The sequence below is a fragment of the Halococcus morrhuae DSM 1307 genome, from assembly GCF_000336695.1.
GTDB classification, from domain to species: Archaea; Halobacteriota; Halobacteria; order Halobacteriales; family Halococcaceae; genus Halococcus; species Halococcus morrhuae.
The window spans coordinates 1-20965 of record NZ_AOMC01000024.1 but is presented as its reverse complement, the minus strand read 5'-3'; the positions used below and the strand labels follow the sequence as shown (position 1 = coordinate 20965).

19 protein-coding genes and 1 pseudogene are annotated in these 20965 nt (G+C 52.8%); 12 read left to right on the top strand and 8 right to left on the bottom strand.

Going from position 1 to position 20965, the window contains the following annotated elements; translation table 11 throughout:
• Positions 1-113: 113 nt before the first annotated feature.
• Entirely contained in the window at positions 114-425 is a 312-nt protein-coding gene (locus tag C448_RS01330; protein ID WP_004051326.1) for a calcium-binding protein, read from the bottom strand.
• A 206-nt stretch (positions 426-631) separates the two neighbouring features.
• Here C448_RS01330 and C448_RS01325 point away from each other — a divergent pair, with 206 nt between their 5' ends.
• Positions 632-1228: a hypothetical protein gene (locus C448_RS01325; RefSeq protein ID WP_004051325.1), complete on the top strand. Its 597-nt coding sequence runs from the start codon at positions 632-634 to the stop codon at positions 1226-1228.
• 194 nt (positions 1229-1422) lie between these two features.
• Here the strand turns inward: C448_RS01325 and C448_RS01320 are convergent, their stop codons facing one another.
• Positions 1423-2070 carry a hypothetical protein gene (locus C448_RS01320; protein WP_004051324.1) on the bottom strand — a complete coding sequence of 216 codons (648 nt, stop codon included), beginning with the start codon at positions 2068-2070 and terminating at the stop codon, positions 1423-1425.
• A 201-nt stretch (positions 2071-2271) separates the two neighbouring features.
• On the opposite strand from C448_RS01320, the gene C448_RS01315 reads away from it, so the two are divergent.
• The 4 genes from C448_RS01315 to C448_RS01300 all read left to right on the top strand — a co-directional run bounded on the left by C448_RS01315 (position 2272) and on the right by C448_RS01300 (position 5068).
• Complete coding sequence (locus tag C448_RS01315; protein ID WP_152415492.1) at positions 2272-2901, top strand: DUF7437 domain-containing protein; 630 nt, start codon at positions 2272-2274, stop codon at positions 2899-2901.
• Positions 2894-3442 (top strand): hypothetical protein, encoded by a 549-nt coding sequence (locus C448_RS01310; protein WP_004051322.1) that lies wholly within the window; start codon positions 2894-2896, stop codon positions 3440-3442. Before C448_RS01315 ends, C448_RS01310 begins: the two co-directional genes overlap by 8 nt.
• Positions 3443-3881: 439 nt before the next feature.
• Entirely contained in the window at positions 3882-4700 is an 819-nt protein-coding gene (locus C448_RS01305; RefSeq protein ID WP_004051321.1) for a ParA family protein, read from the top strand.
• The gene (locus tag C448_RS01300) at positions 4697-5068 is read left to right on the top strand and encodes a hypothetical protein (protein WP_049916007.1); all 372 of its coding nucleotides are present in this window, start codon (positions 4697-4699) and stop codon (positions 5066-5068) included. Before C448_RS01305 ends, C448_RS01300 begins: the two co-directional genes overlap by 4 nt.
• A 57-nt stretch (positions 5069-5125) precedes the next feature.
• Here C448_RS01300 and C448_RS15755 read toward each other — a convergent pair whose 3' ends face one another.
• A complete protein-coding gene (locus C448_RS15755; protein WP_152415491.1) occupies positions 5126-5704 on the bottom strand; it encodes a hypothetical protein in 579 nt (192 codons plus the stop codon).
• Between the two features lie 63 nt (positions 5705-5767).
• Between C448_RS15755 and C448_RS01290 the strand changes: the two genes are divergently transcribed.
• Entirely contained in the window at positions 5768-6001 is a 234-nt protein-coding gene (locus C448_RS01290) for a hypothetical protein (protein ID WP_004051318.1), read from the top strand.
• 116 nt (positions 6002-6117) lie between these two features.
• Here C448_RS01290 and C448_RS01285 read toward each other — a convergent pair whose 3' ends face one another.
• Positions 6118-6525, bottom strand: a complete 408-nt coding sequence (locus tag C448_RS01285) for a hypothetical protein (RefSeq protein WP_004051317.1) — start codon at positions 6523-6525, stop codon at positions 6118-6120.
• A gap of 251 nt (positions 6526-6776) precedes the next feature.
• Here C448_RS01285 and C448_RS01280 point away from each other — a divergent pair, with 251 nt between their 5' ends.
• Together C448_RS01280 and C448_RS15280 are read left to right on the top strand one after the other, a co-directional pair.
• The gene (locus C448_RS01280) at positions 6777-7061 is read left to right on the top strand and encodes a hypothetical protein (RefSeq protein WP_004051316.1); all 285 of its coding nucleotides are present in this window, start codon (positions 6777-6779) and stop codon (positions 7059-7061) included.
• 546 nt (positions 7062-7607) lie between these two features.
• A complete protein-coding gene (locus C448_RS15280) occupies positions 7608-8819 on the top strand; it encodes a Cdc6/Cdc18 family protein (RefSeq protein ID WP_004051314.1) in 1212 nt (403 codons plus the stop codon).
• Between the two features lie 51 nt (positions 8820-8870).
• Here C448_RS15280 and C448_RS01270 read toward each other — a convergent pair whose 3' ends face one another.
• On the bottom strand, positions 8871-9647 hold the full coding sequence (locus C448_RS01270) for an IS5/IS1182 family transposase (protein ID WP_049916006.1): 777 nt from the start codon (positions 9645-9647) through the stop codon (positions 8871-8873).
• Positions 9648-9815: 168 nt separating this feature from the next.
• Between C448_RS01270 and C448_RS16495 the strand changes: the two genes are divergently transcribed.
• Both C448_RS16495 and C448_RS01260 read left to right on the top strand, forming a co-directional pair.
• On the top strand, positions 9816-11360 hold the full coding sequence (locus C448_RS16495; RefSeq protein ID WP_204365458.1) for a primase-associated protein: 1545 nt from the start codon (positions 9816-9818) through the stop codon (positions 11358-11360).
• Positions 11361-17108: 5748 nt separating this feature from the next.
• Complete coding sequence (locus C448_RS01260; RefSeq protein ID WP_049916005.1) at positions 17109-17405, top strand: hypothetical protein; 297 nt, start codon at positions 17109-17111, stop codon at positions 17403-17405.
• Positions 17406-17512: 107 nt separating this feature from the next.
• Here C448_RS01260 and C448_RS01255 read toward each other — a convergent pair whose 3' ends face one another.
• Positions 17513-17782, bottom strand: coding sequence for a PhiH1 repressor-like protein (locus C448_RS01255; RefSeq protein ID WP_004051310.1), 270 nt, complete (start codon positions 17780-17782; stop codon positions 17513-17515).
• A 130-nt stretch (positions 17783-17912) separates the two neighbouring features.
• Here C448_RS01255 and C448_RS01250 point away from each other — a divergent pair, with 130 nt between their 5' ends.
• Positions 17913-18341: a DUF7344 domain-containing protein gene (locus tag C448_RS01250; RefSeq protein ID WP_004051309.1), complete on the top strand. Its 429-nt coding sequence runs from the start codon at positions 17913-17915 to the stop codon at positions 18339-18341.
• Positions 18342-18422: 81 nt separating this feature from the next.
• On the opposite strand, the gene C448_RS01245 is transcribed toward C448_RS01250, so the two are convergent.
• Together C448_RS01245 and C448_RS01240 are read right to left on the bottom strand one after the other, a co-directional pair.
• Positions 18423-19121, bottom strand: a complete 699-nt coding sequence (locus tag C448_RS01245) for a M48 family metalloprotease (protein ID WP_004051308.1) — start codon at positions 19119-19121, stop codon at positions 18423-18425.
• Complete coding sequence (locus C448_RS01240; RefSeq protein ID WP_004051307.1) at positions 19118-19480, bottom strand: hypothetical protein; 363 nt, start codon at positions 19478-19480, stop codon at positions 19118-19120. The genes C448_RS01245 and C448_RS01240 overlap by 4 nt, the downstream gene beginning before the upstream one ends.
• Positions 19481-19804: 324 nt before the next feature.
• Between C448_RS01240 and C448_RS15275 the strand changes: the two are divergent.
• Positions 19805-20937, top strand: a pseudogene (locus tag C448_RS15275) (IS630 family transposase).
• Positions 20938-20965 lie beyond the last annotated feature (28 nt).

Here is a 20965-nt window from a genome sequence, read left to right as displayed (position 1 = left end):
GGCCAGAACCGCGACCCGAATAAGCCATACTGATTGGAGGGGGTGGATAATTTCGAGCCATCTACTTGTGCTTCTGCGGGAACAGAGTGATTCCATTGGGTACCAGGCGACTATCAGCGCTCAAGCCAGTAGTGCCAGTCTGCGATCGCTTGTTCGGTGGTACTGCTGGTATCGACCGGTTCCAGTTGCTTGAGTGGCACACCAAGTTCCCTATTCTTCCACTCTATGATTACGAATTGCTGGCGGAGCGTCGGCTCTGTCGTTGGCATTCCGACCACGCGTACCGTTTCGCCTTCCTTGAGGGGTGATTCTTCGCGCTCGGTGAGACAGCTCGCTTCGAACGGAAAGTCCAGCGTATCGTTCAGATAGGCGTGCCAGCCCATTGCCTGCTCTTCCGGACTGTAGGTATCGACGATGATCTCCATCTCAATACGTTCGTCCCGTTCTTCGTCTTTGTCGGATCGTGTCACGATCTACTAGTACTCACCCCGGATGGAAGATAGTCAGGATGAACGAACCAACCTACCGACCCACACAAAGGTGCTCAATCGCAGCCGTAGAAGTACGACCATCAATCATCCCAGTACAGCCATCCCAAGGAGTTACGCGGCTGTAATCAAAATACCCACGTATGAAGCGCACACCCGCCGCATTCTCCGAGGCACTCTGGTCCGGCGATGCCGAACAGGTGAACCGCGCACTCGATGAAGTCCACGAGATGGAACTCGAAGAACAGGCGGAGTTGTTCGATGACGGGTTCGAACTCTGCCAAGAGCTATATGCGGACGGTGATGGCTACCAACGACAGTCCGCGATCCGCTTTGCAGCCGAGCTGTATCCTCGACTGGCGTTCCGAACAGTTGGCTCGGAATTCACCGATGACGCACTACCGGGCGACCACACCACCGACGAAACAGCCTCTCATCGCCACCAACTGCGCGAGCTGTACCTTGATGCACTTACCGACGGTGACGGCCGCGTGCGCCGTGCCGCGGCCAAATCCATCAAAGACCTCGCGCTCACCGCCGAAATCATCGAAAACGAAGACGAACTCCAGCAACTCGTCGAAGAACTGGAATCACTCGAAGCCAGCCACACGGATCCCGAGCAAAAACACATCCAGCAGGCGTACGAAAACGTGACCTTCCACACCAACAAGCCGTTTTCCGTCCTCTCGAACGCAAGGGACGAAATTTTCGGGGGGAGTTCCCCACCGCGTGGGTCCTGATTCCGAGTTTTGGATCTGCCAACCAACACCAGGAACGGTCGATTCAACCATAGATGGCTGCTAAGGGCTCTGCTGGGATTCACAGCCTCGCAACGTACTCTGACCTCCATTCGGTATTCAGCGCTTTCGTGCCATCGTCTTTCCCACCGGTGGTGAGCAACCCGACGTGAGTCGGCTTGGGCCTTAAACCACCCTCAAACGCCACCGCAGGTGCCGCCAGCCGCACCAGCACCCGCCGCCCCTGCTCCAGCACAACTCGCTGCACCCGCACTCGTCCCAGCTGCCATCGCAGCTCCGTTGGTCACGATCGCCGCGTTCGCCGTACTGCTGTAGTTTTTCGATTCGCCCCACGCAACCGGCGCGATTTCATCGTCGATATCATCAGCGTCGAGCATCGCGTCTCGCAGCGCGCCGGTATTGAAGCTGGCATCCGAAACGAACGTATCGGCGAGATCGGGCGTGACGGCGACGCGACGGCACTCCTCGGCTTCGAACAATTCGTCGCCGTCGAACGTGAACTGGATGTCGTAGTGACGCACGAATACGCCCTCAAGCGCTGGTTGGAGCGCGTTGAGACCCTCACCGACCAACTCCCAGACGAGATCGTAATCTGGTTCCTCGACGTCCTCACCCAGCGAGAACCGCGCGATCGGCACCACGATCGGCTCACCATCGGGCCCTTCGTTGACGACCGCAATACCCGTTACCGCACACGCGTCAATTCCGTATTCCGCTGTGTCGATGCGACCATTCAGCGTGTCATCCGCTTCGTGCTGTCGCTCTTCGAGATCAACCTGTTCGTCCGGTGTGTCCTCTCCCAGTAGACGTTCGAGTAGTGACATAGCAGTCAAGAATACTACCACCCACCCACTTCGGTGTTTCCGATATCTTGAGCACGTCGAACAGAAGGTGATTTCACATCCAATGGTTCAGCTATCGCTGCACCCCATCCTGCAGGCGATGGATGAAATAACGAAAAGTTGGTTTGTACTGAGGTTTGAGCCACCGCAACAGTTTAGTCTATAGTTCGCGTACTATGCACTATGTCGAACGCCTCAATCCCAACTCATCCACCAAACGTGGGGGACACAGCTCACCGATTTTTCGCCGTCCAAGAATTGCTGGCAACACCCGAACTCGCATGCTTCTACACCGATCTCTTAGTCAACTCCCCAACAACAGTCACCGCTGCCCGTGACCGCCAAGGATTCTCGAAAAGCACCGCCTACAAGTACGCTAACACATTGGCTGAACTGGGCGTCGCCACGGAGCTCGATACACACGAAGATGGGTCAGCACTCTGGCGTGCTGACCCTGTGAGCGGCAACTGGACAGACGAAACGACGATCAACCTCAGCCCGGTCATCATCGCCGTCTATGGAGCGACCAGTGCAAACGATGATATCGAACTATTCATCGACCGTCACGGGAAGGCCGCACTCGCCCCCGCAGTCACGGCAACAATCGACTACCTTCAAGGCGAGACAACGCGACGGGGCGTCGCGGACGTCCTCGATGTTCCTGCTGTGGAGGCGATTGCGGTCACGCAAGCCATCGAGCAGATCATCGCTGTGGTGAAAGATGCTGATCCGATGCTCGATGATGTCTCGTTTGATGTAGATACCCATCAACGAGCACTCGAACAGGCTCCGTACCAGCGCGCCGATGAGTGAGGACCACCCGTCACCGTTCCCGCCGGCCCTCGTTCTCGATACAAGTTTCCTGCGGACGATCGGTGGTACGGACAGTTCTGCGTATCAAACGTTCATCAACTACGTTCAAACGGAGGAGCGAGAGCTGTATCTGACCAGTAGCGTCGTAGAAGAACTCAAGGAGCAGCGCGGATACATCAGCATCGACTGGGTGGACCGATCAGACACGACAGAGTGGATTACGCTCCTTGGCGATCTCCAGCCGGGGGTTCGTATTCACGACGGGCCACGAGCGGGTGAAGTCATGGATCAGGCACAGGAACGCCTAGCGGAATTCGAACAGACACCCCCTGACGAATTGCGGAAGACCGATGCGGAACTGCCAGCCATGGCCGTAATGTTACTTGGTTCATCGGCTCATGACGCGGTTGGAATCTTGATGGATGATCGGAACGCTGAGCGAGCTATCGATGGAGTGGTCAAAAATACGTACTACGAAGGACGAATACGTGTCCTGGATATTTGGACGGCCATTGAACACATGGAATCACAGCGGGGATGACAGATTGACCCCTTGAAAATCGCTTCACCACTCTCCAGTGCACATTCTGAACGAAGGGGATCGCACACCACCTACTGTAGCCGCCGGAAAGTAGAAACAAAGAAAACGAACAGAATGAATAGAACGAATAGAACGAAAGAAACGAATTCGTTTCGGTGAGTGAGTGTAACGAACAGCAGGCTTAAATTCCGTCATGATTCACTCATTGAGCGAAACGCCCGCACCAAACGCACTGAGATAAACGAACAGAATGAATGGAATGGGCAGAACGAAAGAAACGAATTCGTTTCGGTCAGTGAGTGTAACGAACAGCAGGTTTTAACTTTGTCGTGATTCTCTCATTGAGCGAAACGCTCGCACCGAACGCACTGAGATAAACGAACAGAACGAAAGAAACGGAGAAAACGAACTGGCAGCAGCTTAGATAAGAACAATAGACATGACCGATACACAGACCACCCGAATCACTGTAGCGAATCAAAAAGGAGGCGCAGGGAAAACGACGGATGTCATCCACACAGGCGGCGCACTATCCGCGCGCGGCTATGATGTACTTCTTGTCGATATCGATTATCACGGGGGGCTCACGTGCTCACTCGGCTATAGCGATCTGTACTACGACACCGACCGGACGACGCTATTCGACGTTCTTGACTTTGATCAGATGGCGTCAGTCAACGATATCATCATTCAACACGAGGAGTTCGATATACTTCCCGCCAGTGAGCAACTTGCAAACAATAAGAACATCCAAACATTGCTTGAAGCTCCAAAAAGCCGAGAGCGATTGGGGAAGACTCTCGACAAACTCGATAACGACTACGACTACATCATCGTAGACACGCCACCGTCTCTCAACGTTCTTACTGATAATGCTCTCGTGGCGAGTGGGAATGTGGTTATTCCGGTAATCCCTGAGCAACTAAACGCCAATAGCCTCCGGATTTTCGCAAAGCAGTTGGGATCGCTCGAACCAGCCTACGGTGATATCAATCGTCTCGCTCTCATCTGCAACCGTGTTGAGCAGAATGCCGAGCATCGGGACACTATCAAGGAGATAGAATCAGCATACTCGCTTCCGCTATTTGAGATTCCGAAGCGGACAGACCTCTCGCAATCAATTGGAGAAGGGGTGTCGATTTTCGGCTTTGACAAGGAGAACAAACGTGTTGAAGACGCTCGCGGCCTGTTCAACGAGATCGCCGATCTGTTTGACGAGACATTCGAGAAAACACCCTCCAAGGAGGTAGAAGTGTGAGTGATGATTGGGGAGATGCCTCAGGTATCGAGGGAAACTATGAGGATGATGACGACGAGGAAAAATCGAATGAGATGAACGAAACAACTGAAACGAGTTCACCGAACGGAACGAGTGAAACGAGCGAAACGAAGACAAACATCAAGGAGGAATGGAACGGTCGGACAATCTATATCCCAGACGGAATCCTTGATGAACTTGAGGACACGTACTTAGAATCTCAATTGAAACTCCGAAAAGCCGGCCAAGATGAATTCAAGAAGAACCGGCATTTCTACCCCCTCGTTGTACAGTTCGGTCTGGAAGCTCTCTCAGACGCCGATGATGACGAAATCCAAGCCCGTCTCACCGAAATCAGTGATGAATAACTCTCAGGCGCTGTCTAGTTCCTTGATTTCGCACGTTTGCTGACTGACAGTAACGAGCTATCCCGGCAAACCGGCCGGGTCAGTCCCCTCGGGAGCTGGGAGTGTTGCCCGACTGCTCTGACAGCGGCCTTCACCCCCTGCACTGACCCCAACTACCCAGACAAATCCCGTACTAGATACTCCTAGGGAGGAATCGTCGGGGTCAGCAGATGCTTGTCCACGGGTGGAACCCCCTGGTGGTCCGTCTTTCCCCGAGTCAAACGGTTCATCGAGCTCTGGCAACTCGACCTCACCGTCACTGGGTTGTTCGAGATTCTGGAATCCGTTGGCGAGGCCGGTTTTCGTCTCGCGTTTCTCGAGATAGCCCAGTTCGGTCTGTTCGTTCAACACCCGTTGAACCGTCCGTCGCGAGCAGTCGACAGCGTCAGCGACATCGCTGACGGCAAACTCCCGGCCGCGATAGCGTTGTGCAGCATTCGTCACGGCTTTGGTCGCTTCTGAGAACGCGCGGACAACCGCACCCTCGCCAACCACGGGCAGGCTCTCGGCCAGCGCCGCCGTGTGGGCGAACACCACCGCGCCCTCCTTGTCCCGGCCGAATCGGAGAATCGCCTGGAGAGTCTGATCCCTGCGCATATGCTTGAGGAACGTATTGGCGGTCTCGCTGTCGTATTCGAGATCAGCACCCTTGCCTGAGCGGTGGACGGTTTCACCAGCGAGAGCGGCCCATTTCTCGACGACGGCGTCGCCGAAGTGCCGACAGCCCAAGACGACCCCGAGATTCAACTCACCGAGCGCGTTCGAGCCGGTGACGTTCCCGTAGTGGTCGATCGCGGCGACGTCGTCCTGGATGCGCTCTTCGATCTCGCCGCGAGCTTTCTTCGTCGTGATGACGCCGGGTTTGGTCGTCGCGGTAAGCGTGTCCTGGCGTAACTGCGTGGCGGCGTACTCCTCGCTGACGGACTCGACGAGTGCGACGTCGCCATCGAAGTTCTTGCTCTGTAGGGGGATCCGGAGTAGGTCTTGATGTGTGAGCTGGTCTGGACCACCTAGAGGTTCAGCACGTCTCGGAGGAATGCACGGCGCTCGCGATCAATTTCGTAGATATCGCGTTCGTGAACGTCGGCACCAGTAGCGAGCGACCAGAGACGCTCGCGTCCGGTCGCGTCGAGACCCACGACGGGATTCTGTGCGTCGGTTTCGGCGAAAGCGGATAGATGGTGAACGACAGCGCCGTGGTGATTACGGTCGACGATGATCGTCTCCCGGCCGAGGCTCGTCCGCTTGAGGTTGGTACCCTCCTCATGATCGAACGAGAACGTATCGATCGGAATCGTGGTCGCCCCAGTACTGTCATCGTCGTCTTCGGGAGCGATCACGCCGTGGAGCAGGAGGTATACAAGCGGGTGGGCGTAGCCATCGTGGGCGTGGAGAGCGTTCCCGACAGCCCTCTCCACCACTGAGCGCGCGCTGGGCGGCCTCCACCAGCCCGCCAGCGCCGTCGCGGCGTTCGCGGGAGGCGGTCACGGCATCCTCAACCATCGCTGTGAGGTCGCCACCGAAGTGATCGAGAGTATCGACACACCCGGCACCGAGTGAGCTCTCATCATCGGGTTCGACAGCGGTGGTTGCGAGTGGCGGGAGCACGGCGTCCGCGATGCACTCGATCATCTGTCGAAGGCATGTCTCTAGTGCTGTCGAGAGCGGCATGAAGCTCCGCACTGGCAACCTCGATCGACGCAGTGTCCCACTCAGGGCCGAGGTCCCGGATCTGCCGGAGAGCGTGGCCAAGGCCCGTTCCATCGACTCCGGAATCGTCCGAGCCGATAGACGGGTTTGCTTCGAGGATGTCGTTGACGACGAGAGCGTCGAGCACTCACTGCATGAGAACGAGATGATGATGATGATGATGTTCACTCCGTACAATGAAGAGGACAGCTGTTCCTCCCTCAGACCACGCTTGACGATTATGAAGACGGCCAGCGGCCGATGAGGAGATCACTGGAAGGACACACACACACACACACCTCGCACCGAGTGAGTTCCTAATAAATCACCTGGTAGAGAAAATCCTCAGCCAAATTACGGAGTGAGAAACAGTTTAGAGAGAATACCCACACACCTCGCACCGAGTGAGTTCTACAAGAAGACCAAAGGTGAAAACTTCTGTGTTGTACATATAGACATACTTAGTTTCTATACTATATGAATTCAAAATATTGAAATCTCCCTCGGCCTTCAGATATTGCCTCCACACAAAGGTTTATCACCACAGTATAATTTCTTCTCGGCCTGTATTCACTCACTCGTTATGGGGTGTGTGTGTGAGGGNATATTGCCTCCACACAAAGGTTTATCACCACAGTATAATTTCTTCTCGGCCTGTATTCACTCACTCGTTATGGGGTGTGTGTGTGAGGGTGGTAGATGTATATAAATGAATGCAGAACGTATTCTTAGACTCTCTTAGGCATATCTACAAGTGCTCACTCGGTACGAGGGTCGATATCTTTAACTTGGATGGGTTTCTGGCTAAGGTATGGTCGATGTCGACGACATCTTCGGTGGGGGAGAAATATTCCGTCGTCGAGAGTTACTTCGAGTCGGACACGTTCCGGAACTAGATCGAGTTGTAGGAAGAGATGACGAAATAACCGAGATGGGACGTGCACTTGGCCCAGGTACTCGTGGAGGTCCCCCGGATTCCATAGTAATATATGGAAAAACAGGGACCGGCAAGTCACTCGTTTCGCGGTGTACAACACGAGAAGCTCAACGACAAGCGCAAGAGAATGGGGCAACTCTTCAATATGGTTATGTTGATTGTTCAGATTACACAACAGAAACACAAGCGAGCAGAGAATTAGCGCAGCAGCTTGCCGAGAATATAGACACAGACCACAGCATCCCTAGAAAGGGAGTTGGAGCAGCTACTTATCGAGATATGACTTGGGAGATGCTCAACAAACACAATGTGGATTCGTTTGTTGCAATCCTTGATGAAATTGACAAGTTAGAAGATGACGAACTTCTCCGAAGCCTTTCTCGAGCTAAGGAAAGTGGAAAAGCAAGTTGCCACATCGGGGTGATCTGTATTAGTAACAAAGTTGAATACAAAGAACGCCTTGATCAGCGAGTACATTCAAGTCTTCAGGACAACGAACTTATTTTTAACCCATACGACCCGGACCAACTCCGTTCTATTCTAAACAATCGACGTGAAGCCTTCCAAGAGGGAGTTTTAGAGAATGGTGTAGTACCGAAAACGGCAGCTCTCGCTGGACGAGAACATGGAGACGCACGTAAAGCAGTAGATATGCTATATGAAGCTGGAAGACTAGCAGAGAAAGATGGTCTAACTACTGTAAGGGAATCTCACATTGACGCGGCACTCACCAAGGCAGAAGTTAATCGCGTAAAGCAGCTTATCAGTGGTTCACCGCCACATGTTAAGTACATACTCCAAGCGTTGGCACTTCTCACCAAAAGCAGAAATACTTCGACCTTCCGTACATCAGAGATATACGAGTTCTATCAGCGGCTCGTTGATCGAGAGGGGATGAATTCGATATCACAGGATCGTGTTTATCGTCTACTCAAAGAACAGGCGTTCCTTGGTCTCTTGGAAGCAAATCACACAGGCGGTGGTGACTATGAGGGCGCATATCTTGAGCACACTCTTATTAGTGAACCAGAGGTCGTTTTGAATGCACTCGACAACCCGCCCTTGGACACACCTCGTAACGAGTGAGATACAAGGCCCATAGAAAGTGCCGTGTTGAATAGGGGTACGGCGCGGTGATCACAGATTCTCACAAACTTGTTCGATGTTCGAGATAGCGAACATCAGGACGATCTCACGGAACTCACGATACCAGAATTGCGCTCGCACGGCGGAGCCGAGCGAGCGCTTCGTTGTCGAGTACGAAGTCTCGGACATCCACCGCTGAGAGTACCCAGCGTCCCGGATTAGCGCGTTATGACCGATTGTCTCCAGTGATGATCCCCGTTCGAGAACAAGCGGATCAACGTCGAGCGTGTAGAATTCGAACTTACTCATCCAGTCGTGAAATCCNACTGAGAGCAGGTCGTCGGCGTTCCGCCGGACGACCTGCGGCCCGAGTTTCGTATCGTGCTTCCACTCGACCGAGCACTGTAGATCCAACACAGCGAGCGACTCCGTATCGGTGAGCGTTGTGACTTTCAGCGTCTGTACGTCTCGATCCGCTCGCTGAAGGTAGTACGACGAGGCGCTACCACGCTCGAAGAAGGTACTGTCGAGAGCGACGTGACCGGACTGCGGGAGTTGCTCCGCTGAAACGCGGAGCAACGCCCGCCAGATCGTCATATTGAATCGATCGAACGATTTGTAGATCGTGGAGAAGTCCGGGACGTCGTTGAGATCGAGCTCAAGAATCTCGCGGAGCTCGCTGAAACAGCGGAGACGGTTTTCCGTNATGACGAGGTGCTTCCAGCGGGCAAGCCCACCTTCGGCGGGCTTGCCCGCGTTGGTCCCCAACGCTTGTATGGCAAGCCGCTTACAGTCCCTCAGGAAGTCGAGGAGATCCACTTCGGCCATATCGGCCTTCCTCGGCTTCATCCTTACCGATGTAACGGTCTATCCCGCCGCCGTACCCCTATTCAACAGAGCAATAGAAAGTAACCTTGGAATATCGAAGGCAACTATATCTATGGATTCTCTACTTGTGAACACCAAATATAATATATAATTTTTGGAATATAAATAATGACAGAACCCACACCAGCCTCACCACGAGACGACACGATCAGAGCATGGGAAGTCGCACTCAATCCTCGGGAATCAACCGGGGTCGAACTAACTGATGTCTTCCAGCGCGGATACAACACGTACCTCGAAAACGGCGAACGCAACGAAACGAGGATGCTTGCTGACGTCGAGAAGTTCGTTCTCAGGGCGATCGATGATCAGCCCAGCTACCAGGATGTCAAAGAAAATCCCTCGGTCGCTCCAGACATGCCCGGACGGTTGGTCGTCTTCGGAACAATGGGCACTATCGTACTCTTAGAGAACCCTGAACTCAAACAGTACCATCGAGAGATCATCTGCCACGAACTCGTCGAAAAACTGTTCTACAAGCATCTACTGGCCGGTGTGATGCAGTATGACGGTGGGAACTATCAACTACAGCGATTAGCAGCTGAGATTCTCTACAAACGCGATCACGACGACGAATACGGTAGTCCTCCCGGGAGAGTCGTCACTGACATCACACCCATGCCAGAATGGCACGAGGACATGGTATACATCGAAATCCCACTCGTCCACGCCGGGATGAATACTGACGTCACAAACAACAAAGGTGAAAGTGTCTGCGGCATCAAAAACAATTGCGTCTACGTTCCTGATACAGACTTTCGTAAGAAATTCGAAAAGCACGTAATTGGCCGCAATGGCACGGCAGCATATCTCGGTAAACGCCTCTACCAATCGATGGAAGATGGGCAAATCAACTACGCAGCTCACAACGCCACCAACGTCAGAGAGCACATTCAGACCCTCCTCGACATCGGCCATACCGACAAACTGTTCGCCGAGAAGACCCACCCGGACAAGCTCAGAGTAGTCCTCACAGGGATCGAAAATGCGCCCGATGAGAGAGCCCAACTCAACACTTGGCACTCGGCTAGCGAGCTCTATGACGCCTTAGAAATTCATGCTCAAAAAACTGATAGTACATGGGAAAAACGGAAAATCGGGGAGATTGGGAGTGCCCGAAGCCTCGGTAATTACCTCGGCAGTTGTACGGATCACGATGACGTTGAGATCTATCGGCAGCGGGATGACCAAGAGAATCCTCTTGGTGAGGACGCAACTGATAACACGAATCTGTACCGTCTTCGATTCAACACAAGCGAAGCAACCACGATTCAGGTTTCGGAGATCGCGGACATTCTGGAGCTACCATGCTTGCGGAATATCCACAATTTCCTTCTCGAAGAGAAGCCCGTTCGATTCACTCTCTACACCTACGTGCGAATCATCCTGAGTCTCGAGAACGATTTCACCGTCGAAGAGATCGTCGAATGGTTCAGTCAATATCCCTGGTTTGACGAGGAGACGACACGCTACCAAACTCGCTACGAGAAGAACCGAACGAACGAAAACGGTGAACCATACCAACCAGTGAACTGCTATACTGACAACGAACAATTCACCGACTTCTGTATCGGAATAGACAATTGTGAATACGAGATCCACGAGAGCCTACCACTAAAAAACGAGGTGGTAAATTCAAAAAAGAAATCTTAATTGAGATTCCTTTGACCAGCAATAGCCTCTCGTGATAATGTCTGAAAACAGTACTGTTTTGGAGTAGCTGCAATATCTAATATACATAATTGGAAGTATCCAGCATGACACAGCAGAGAAAACATAGTCTCCCCTGTAGCGGATATTCACCCCGTATAATTTTACAACAAAACTGAAATGGAAATATCGTATTATATCAATCGAAACTACTAGTCTACGACCCAGAAATCAGATCACCGTATGCTAACCACAGAAGATGACCCACATAATACTGTAAAACTATGATATTCAAATAAATCGTATCTGAGTAATAAAAGTGCCATGAGAAGGTAGAAGTTATCTGGAAATTATACCTATCAAATCGCATGTACTCATCTATGATGAACTCGCAGTATCCGGCGCTACCTATTGAATGCTACAGAAATTGTTACTGTAGATGAATTATCAACTGTATTTTCTTCATGAGCATCCATGGAATATGAGTCTGTCAACTCAGTATACCACATCCAACCAATATATTTTGATATCAGTAGTGGACGTTTCTACTATATCCGCGTTGTCTAACTCGATACACTACAAAATAGAATGTGAAATCAAGTTATTCAACAATATCTCAATATCAATAAAATAGAACATTTTGAACAAACAAAAAATGACGTTCTATTCTTCTCTTCAACTTCTCAGATCCGACTGCTTCCTATAGAAAGCTCTATGAGATTCTTCGGAAAAATCCCCTGGTCGCATACATATTTCATTAATTAGAGTTTGTGGGTATGAAGTCTGGGATGGCAGACTATCCATACCTTCTCTTCCTATGCCAATCTAAACGTTAAAATGTTCATACTAAAGTAATAGATGCAAATAGAATAGTGAGAAAAACACGATTTTTATCGTCTATTATTTCTATATTCAGAAGTGAGAATGGAATTGGAGATAGAATAGAATATCCAGTAAGAAGCTATTGCCTCTACAAAATGATGGATGCTCAATCAGAATTTGTTGTTATATTAGCTAATATTGAAAGGGCCTAAAGAGAGCGTAGAAGACTTTAAACGGTATTGTTAACAATATGTTTACTGCATCAATATGAAATCTGTCACTCGGTATATTGGACTATATAAAATACAAGCGAAAACATATGCATAGGATTCAGGGCATCTTCAAGTGGTAGATATGGGCGATTTTAGACCCTCTATAACGCAATCTACTTTTTGTTCACAATTTGTTTACTAGCTGTGAACGCATTTCCGAGCCAAACAGAGGCCTCACCAACACATAGATAATTCTATGTTTGAAAATTGATATTTTCTAATATTTTTGAATGAGGTGAAGAAAAAGCGAATAGGCCAAAGTTCTCGAAACAGTATCCACAGCTATTCTAACCATCCTGTTTACAATATGTTCACGCAGATTTTAGCCAATGTGTATCCCATATTTTATTTCTCTCTCTATTCATTTCACAGATCTAATAATTGATGAGATATGGTACTTATGCTGTCTTAGAAATGGCTATTAGAGAGTTTCTCACTACCGATATCCGCACCTGTTAACTAATCGTTTACAGAAATCACCAAAAATACCGAATGAAAATGGATGTATCTCTTTCCTAGACCGGAATAGACAGGTAGAAAATCGCTTAGAATAGTTCTAATCGGATTTTAGAAGGTTGAAGGGGCAATGAATCGTTTGGAGATTGAATGGGACAAGAATTAGAGCATTAGAAGACTTCTAAGACGCAGAGATCCTTTCGATTGGTCAAAAAACCCGTTTGCACCCGGATTGAATGTCCGAAGGATTGTAGTGGTGCAGCCAATTGACCAACCGAATAGGGAGGGGGAGCGGGAAGCGAAACAGAAGCGACCAGGAAGAGTTAGAAAACCAAAATCAAAACGACCAACAGAGGCTGTTGGATCACTAACAACAACTGTAACCAAAACAAGCACGAGCTCAGCACCAACAGTCATACCAAACTGATCACGACAACACTACCACACTGACCAAGACGATCACCAGAACAACACCAACTGGATCAGCACCGATCAGCTCTCATCAGCAAAACACAGTTCACCCCAGAACAGCCTATCACCTAACGTGAGCAATATATCTTATAGCTGGTACAACTGATCCGATCAGCAACGAACTCACCAGCACCACCAACAGCGACTCCTTAGCGATGCAACTGTTTCCAGCACCGACCGATTCGGACAACTGATTCTCTCATCCACCACCGATCTAGTTAACTCCACAACCATTGTGGATTGGTGTCATGATTGCAGTTATTCAGCTGGTCACCGCGATGGTGGAGGCAACGATTGATCGACCAGCACGTGACCGAGATCGCATCGCCAGGAATTGCAACTCAGTCTATGGATCAGCAATATCCACCACTTTTCGGTTAAGTGTGTTACAGCAACGAGTTCGCACAACACTAGCGATCGGTCACGACTGACCAACTACAGCATCCGCTGATCGACTGGGTGAGTTCCGCCGGTCTATCCCCATGGTTGAGTCACTGCGGCCGACTCGATCAGTACCACTACAGCAGTCAGCCAATCTGTGATTCAGTTAACGGTTTCTAGAAGCAGAGCAACAACCATGATCGTGAGTAACGCCACGACTAACTAGTTAGCAACACAACTATTCGCACAACCTGCGACCACCAACAGCAGAACAGTTAGAATGGCAACAGCAACACCGAACGTTTCGTAGCACGTGATATACCGGATTAGATAGAATTGAAGTTGGTTCAGTAGCGGTCGGCATGGATCGCCTTGGAACTGGGGTGCCGATCTCGACTACACCACTCTCGACTGACGAACGCTTTCGGCCACGCTACCCATATCTGATTTGGTAGTTTTTCAGACAGTGGTTGACGCTTCGATTCAGCCAGTGATCTCGCTTGGTGAGTGGCCTGGATTCGTGACGGCAATCACCACCTCGAGCAGCACTGGTGACCGCTCCAGGATGAGCCAGTTGACAGCCCAGCTTCGCACCGGTGACAGCGTCGGTAGAACCTCGATCAGTTCTGGTGGGTAGGGTCGGATGGATGAGTTTGGGACAGCAGAAATCGGGCGGATAGTAGTGTGCTGTAAGCACAAGTCCATCCGGGGGTATGAGCGGGGGTCCGATAGCGGAGTCTCGGTCGGGTGGCGTTCACTCGATCACTCATTGATCGCTGAGTTGGTGAGGTTCGGATTGGTCGATTGAGCATCGACCAGTAGAGTCGTGAGTGGTGGGNGGCGTTCACTCGATCACTCATTGATCGCTGAGTTGGTGAGGTTCGGATTGGTCGATTGAGCATCGACCAGTAGAGTCGTGAGTGGTGGGTGTGAGTTACGTTGGAGAAGTAAGGTGTTTGTTCGCGACGTTGACCAGAGAATCCAGCAGTTGTTGAGGTTGGTGATTGTCTGTGATTATGGTAGATCATGTTTTCACAGCCCGGTCCAGGAGACCGATTGGGGAGGGTTGACGCGATGGTGTAGCGGCCGCGTTTTCGCGATGGTGTGATGGTCGGTCAGCTTGGGCCAGTGACGATCTTCGGCAGCCGCTTCGATCCGACTCCAGTTCGGGACAGCACAGCACAGTCCCTCCCCAACCTCGCGGGCCGCCGCTTGCTCACACCGCGAGCGGCGCTCCGGCCCCGCTCCCTCGCGTGCGTCCTGCCGACGAGGTCGGCATTCCTCACACGCGCCACTGCAACGATATTGATTGGGTCGGTGAAATCTTGGATTCGGGGTGACGGTGGGACCGCGATTGTCTCGGTACGCGTCGCTCGAGTTGCGACACCGTCCGGCGCTCGTCACCGACCATTCCGGGCTGCGGTGGCTCTCCCGCACGGCGGCGGCACCGCAGTCGAGCCACCGTTCCGGGCATCTGGTTTGACGCCAGCGGGTAAGCGCCGGTGATCTCGACTCCTCGAACAGCCGCACCGACAGCGCTCGGAGGTCTCGATCACTCCCCTCACTCCCGATGGTCGTTCGGCACCGCTTACTCCGATGGACGCGCCTTCCGGTGACGGACACGCGCGTCGCTCGTTGTCGGGGATGGTGTTGCCCGCTCGCGCCGCGGTACAACACTGCCCGCGGCGCGGAGGCGGGCGTGGAGACGATCGAAAAATGGTGGAACACAACAGTAGTCGTGAGCAGACGGTGGATAGTGAGCAATCAACGGCGGTCGTCGAGGTGGGTCCGACGCGGATCAACGAGGAGGGAAGATGTGTCCGAACTGTGGTGGAGTGATGAGTTATGGTGTGATCGTCGAGTCTGGGACGGAAGAGCAGTTGACGGAGTACATGGGGTTGTCGTGTTCGGAGTGTTCGACGCAGGGTGTGTTCTGCCCTGATTGTGAGAGCGTGCACAAGCCGGGGTATGAGTGTCCGGCACGGATCGAGCGTCAGCAGGATGAGGTGGCGGAGCGGTTGGGTGGGGTTGTAGGCGTGGATGTGGGTGTGAGTGTTGGTTTGGGTGTTGTGAGTTGGATGCCGACAGCACGACTTCGGAAGCCCCCGGAGCGTTCGACTCCCGCGGCTCGTTGTGCGCTTCGCGCTCAAACCGCGAGCGCTGCAGTGCTTACGTCGCCGGGGTTCGCCGAGCGCTCCGGGCCCTTCCATTCCTTCCCGGCTACCGCATGGTAGACCGTGGTGGTTGTGAGGCCGGGCGGGTAGTTGTCTCCCCATTTTCGTGTTGTATATCGGGAGGGGAAAAGGTGGGAGTGTCTCGTTATCTGCATTCTCAGGGACGGCGACGCGCTGCAACGCTTCCGTACAACCCCGCTCCAGCATTCTGGGTATATAGTGAGATACTGATATGTTTTTGTCTGCGATCTATCTCCCGATCGCTCATATCGGCATCAAAATCGACGGAGAGGCGAACAATACTTCCGAAGGATGTCTGGGACAACTATCCTGAGATTCAGCCACCACAGTCAGTTCATGGGCCCGTATCACCAAGTTAGCGGTATCGATGGAGGTGATTGACAGTTGAGCTGTACTTCAACCCTGTATTTGAGTATGTCGCTGGCGTCATTGGATCCACTCAACCATTGAGGCGATCGAAAGATAGTGTCCTTGCATACCGATGTCTCAGTATGCGAATCCGCACCCACTCAGTGGTCCATGTCGATGAAGGCGGTCACGACAAACAGCGGGTACGAACCGCTGAATAGTTGGTTCCGTAACTCGCTGTACGTTGTGCGTTCGTAGAGGGGTACAATACTTTCATACCTTTGTTCTCCCAACGTTTCGGTCATTTTTGGCCTTCCGCCATCGCTACACTGTTGATCACGACTGACTGTAGCGTGCTCCACATGATCTACACTACTCGCTATTGGTCGATGTACCCTCAAGGAAGCGGACGATTGCGACCGGTTACTCCAGTTGATTGTACCCAGTAGACACGATTCGTGCTGCGATGCTATCTATTCAGTCTCGAAACAAGGACGCACTCGTGGGAGATCGAGAGTTGATCACAGGAATACGAACAGGGGCTGTATCCGTATTTTTATTACTAGCCATGAGCAATGAATAGACAGAGGAGACCGGTCCCACGAGGGCGGACGACTATGGAAACGCCCGGGTGCGATGACACCCGGACTGGTCTTCTCAGGACGAAGACCAATGCAAGCTACGACCGCACGCGGGCTTGAAGCCACCGGCTCGCGTTCCGAACGTATCGATCACGAATCGACTTACTACAGCACCGGATACAGAGCTCACACAGCCGCCGGTCCGGCCCTTGGAGGGCTGCAAGCATGACCAATCGAGATGAGGATGGATATGCAGTGGTGTATCCCAACGAGGACGCAGAGTGGACTGTTGCGGACGTCCTCGGCGAGCTCATGGCGGGAACGTATGCTCACGGCGCATGGGTACAGATCCACGGTGTTGACTTGCGCCTCGCCGGGAGTTCTCACACTCAAAACGTCTGGTATGTGCACCCACCGGGTGGCAACGAACCGGTCGAAGCATTGAACCTCAGCGCGTTCCGGACCGCTAGCGCGCTTGAAAACTACCTCAAACAGTTCGATCCATCGACCTCGCCTGCTTGAGACCAGTGATGTCTGGATGAGAGCCACCGCTGCGACGATTCAGTGATCAGTTCGCAGTGGCCTCCATCAGTTCAGGGTTCTCTGAAAGCAATCCAAGAAATACTCGATCAGGATTCTTCGTCGTCGACCTCCAACTCGTCGGGATCGATCTCACCGGCGAGATAGCGTTCGCCGACGTCGGTGAGGCGGTAGTTGGAGCTGTCGATGCGCTGGATGAGTCCGGCTTCGGCAAGCCGCCGGCAGCGCCGGGAGATGTAGTTCGGATTGTAATCGATATTGACGGCGATGACGCTCGCCGAGGCGACGATCTCCTTGTCGTCGAGGAACTCCAGGGTGCGATCGTCGGAGCGGGTCATCCAGTCGATGCGCGGGCGCATTCACGAGCGTACTCGCTCGAACAGTTCTTAGATGGCGCGATACTGTTTCTATGGATACAATATACTGTACTTCAAGTACGGTATTCAATAGACAAGATTAAGACTGTAGCCCGAACAACTCGCTACTCACATGGCGATCGACCTCCCAGAGACGCCGGCAGAACTGCTTCGATTCTTCGTTAATCCCGTGACTGAAGGTGATTTGAACGAGTACTACCACTTGCTGTCGAATAGACGACGTCGGCTCGTTATTGCCCGCGTGTTCGTTCTGGATCCGGGCGGATTTATCGAAGTCAAGCCACTCGCCCGCCAGATCGCTGGTGTTGAGGCAGGAACGGATCCCGGAGCGGTCCCGAGCTCCAAGTATGACGCCGTCTATAACGGATTGATCCAGTCGCACCTTTCGGCGCTCGCCAATGCAGGGATCATCGTCTACGAGCCTGACCGCAAGCGTGTCCGGCGCGGGCCAGCGATCCACGCGGCGGTTGTCATGCTGGCAGCCACGATCGTGATCTTGCGTTTTCTCGGGCTTCAAACTCGGGGTGAATCAAGCAGGTGATCTCCCGCTCCATCTGAACGATGGTGTATCGCAGGCATCCTGGATTCGGCTTCTCGTGATGCTGAGCGTCTTGCGTGTCTCTCACTCGAGGCCACCCTGATCATCGTCGTCTTCCTCAGCGGAATCCTTGAGATGGTCAATACGCTCGGCAAATGATGGGTAGGTTGCTAGCAATCCAGCAAACCTGCTCTGTTGCCGGCCGGACTTCGTCTTCTTGAGATAGTTCAACGCGTTAATCATCGAGTCGTAGCCCACCTGCTTCCCAGCGTACGCGTCGGCGCAATATTCTGTCTGGCGCTCGATCCAACACACGAACAGTACATACAGAGGGAGGGCTCCAATCCCACCCACGAGCGCGTACGGTACACTGCTCGCGATAGCGAGGGGCCACCCGATGAGGGCGACAGCCGGTAGTACGACCCGCAGTAGTGGATGCCAGCCTCGATGGTGGGCAACCTCATGAGCCACGATCGCTCTGTCGGCCGACTCGGAAAGCGACGCGAGCAGTTGGTCGGACACGAATACATACTGATATCCGGGAACGATGCCCAGCGCACGTGCTCGCACCGAAACAGTGTCTGGGGAACGTTCCGTAATCCGCAGACGTATGCGATGGGCACCGTCGATGCCGCTTGTCAGTCGTTCGCGTTTCGTCCCCGTCGGCTTCCGGGTGCTCTTTCGGCGATCAACGACAAGTGGACGGATCGCAGTAAGCACAGTGGCCACGACGATGAAGCCGATAGCTGCGAGCGTGAGGAGCCACGAGAGATCCGGAATCACGGATTGTTGACACCGATCTTCGGGATTCCCTGTTGCTCATACCGGGCTGGGAGCGTCATCGCTTGGTTTGCTGGTGGATACGCGTCGATGGAGACGGTAGCAAACGGATCTCGATCGGATGGTTTCTTGAGAACGCTCGTCTGGGGATAGGTATCGACATATCCTCCGATATCGATCAAGATTTCAGCGAATTGGATCCCGATTTTGACGATCTGCGGGGCGTCTTCCTGAGCAACTTGATCAGTCTTCAGAGGCTCCTTGGCGGATCCAGCAAGCCCATCGAGCGCTCGGGCGACGGTACGGAGCGCCCCAGACTCTTGTTCACTTATGGATTCGTCGTCGAGGTCGAATGCAGCCATGCGGCTCCCAGTCCACCTTCTCAAGGTATAGATATGAACCGCCTACACGTGAGAGACTGTTTGCAGTTCTTCTGTTCTCTTTTCTCGTGAGGCGGAGGTTGTACACAGTTCGTTCAGCGAAGAATTGGAGAGTTTATCGGGTTCGGGGAGGGGCGAAAACATGACTCCCAAGTCTCAGTGTAGCTTCAACCGAGAACCTACAGGTATATCGTCTCTGGGCGCGTAACTACTGGAATGAGCGCGAAAAAATATCTCGTCGAACNCTCAGTGTAGCTTCAACCGAGAACCTACAGGTATATCGTCTCTGGGCGCGTAACTACTGGAATGAGCGCGAAAAAATATCTCGTCGAACTCTCTGAAGAAGACCGCGATACGCTTGACTGGTTCATTTCTACCGGTGAACGGAAATCCGAGGACAACACGCGAGCACGGATTCTCCTGAAGGTGGATGACGGGCTCACTGATTCAGAAATCAGTGAGCACGTCGGCTGCCACACCAAAACAGTGTTCAACACGCGAAAAGCCTACACCGAGCGAGGGCTCGCGGCGATTCATCGCCGCAAGCCCGACCGCGAGTACGAAACCAAACTTGACGGCGACGCTGAAGCTCATCTCATTCGCCTTGCCTGTAGCGAACCACCAACGGGAGAAGCTCGCTGGACACTCCACCTCCTTGCCGACGAACTCGTGACCCTCGACGAGATCGACTTCGAGTCGATCTCTCACGAAACCGTCCGACAGCGTTTAAAAAAACGCCGCTGAAACCCCATCTCTCGGATTATTGGGCGATTCCGCCCGAACAAGACGCTGACTTCGTCTACTACATGGAGGACGTCCTCGACCTCTACCGGGAGCCCTACGACGAGAACCGGCCAGTCATCTGCTTCGATGAATCAAGCAAAGCACTTCGGGGGCACAAACGCGATCCGCTCCCGGCGAAACCGGGAGCGGTCGAACGTATCGACACGCACTACGAACGCAACGGGAAGAAGAAAATCCATCTCGCCACCGAGCCGTTGACTGGGTGGGTGAACGTCGAGATCACGGACAGGCGACGCACTTGCGAGTGGATTGACCGGATGGTTGAACTCGCAGATGTCCACTACCCAGATGCCGACTGCATCCGGGTGGTGGTTGATCAGCTCAACACGCACAATCCTGCTGGCTTCTATCGGTTCTTCCCACCAGACAAAGCTCAAGCGTACCTTGATCGGTTCGAATTCCACTACACTCCCAAGCACGGGAGTTGGTTGAATATGGCTGAAATCGAGATAGGAGTCCTCAAACGGAAATGTCTCGACCGCCGCATCTATCACGCAGCGACCCTCCGGTCGGAGGTCGCTGCGTGGCAGGCTCGCCACAACGCCGCTGACCGATTGATCGACTGGCAGTTCACCACCGATGACGCCCGGATCAAGCTACGCCGGCTCTATCCCGTTCCGCTCGAAGAAAGCTAGCAAGATCACGGTTGAAGCTACACTCAGC

Excerpts from the sequence above, each read along its gene's own strand:
- C448_RS01330 (WP_004051326.1), bottom strand. The coding sequence starts at position 425 with ATGGAGATCATCGTCGATACCTACAGTCCGGAAGAGCAGGCAATGGGC.
- C448_RS01325 (WP_004051325.1), top strand. The coding sequence starts at position 632 with ATGAAGCGCACACCCGCCGCATTCTCCGAGGCACTCTGGTCCGGCGAT.
- C448_RS01320 (WP_004051324.1), bottom strand. The coding sequence starts at position 2,070 with ATGTCACTACTCGAACGTCTACTGGGAGAGGACACACCGGACGAACAG.
- C448_RS01315 (WP_152415492.1), top strand. The coding sequence starts at position 2,272 with ATGTCGAACGCCTCAATCCCAACTCATCCACCAAACGTGGGGGACACA.
- C448_RS01310 (WP_004051322.1), top strand. The coding sequence starts at position 2,894 with ATGAGTGAGGACCACCCGTCACCGTTCCCGCCGGCCCTCGTTCTCGAT.
- C448_RS01305 (WP_004051321.1), top strand. The coding sequence starts at position 3,882 with ATGACCGATACACAGACCACCCGAATCACTGTAGCGAATCAAAAAGGA.
- C448_RS15755 (WP_152415491.1), bottom strand. The coding sequence starts at position 5,704 with ATGCGCAGGGATCAGACTCTCCAGGCGATTCTCCGATTCGGCCGGGAC.
- C448_RS01280 (WP_004051316.1), top strand. The coding sequence starts at position 6,777 with ATGAAGCTCCGCACTGGCAACCTCGATCGACGCAGTGTCCCACTCAGG.
- C448_RS15280 (WP_004051314.1), top strand. The coding sequence starts at position 7,608 with ATGGTCGATGTCGACGACATCTTCGGTGGGGGAGAAATATTCCGTCGT.
- C448_RS16495 (WP_204365458.1), top strand. The coding sequence starts at position 9,816 with ATGACAGAACCCACACCAGCCTCACCACGAGACGACACGATCAGAGCA.
- C448_RS01260 (WP_049916005.1), top strand. The coding sequence starts at position 17,109 with ATGACCAATCGAGATGAGGATGGATATGCAGTGGTGTATCCCAACGAG.
- C448_RS01255 (WP_004051310.1), bottom strand. The coding sequence starts at position 17,782 with ATGCGCCCGCGCATCGACTGGATGACCCGCTCCGACGATCGCACCCTG.
- C448_RS01250 (WP_004051309.1), top strand. The coding sequence starts at position 17,913 with ATGGCGATCGACCTCCCAGAGACGCCGGCAGAACTGCTTCGATTCTTC.
- C448_RS01240 (WP_004051307.1), bottom strand. The coding sequence starts at position 19,480 with ATGGCTGCATTCGACCTCGACGACGAATCCATAAGTGAACAAGAGTCT.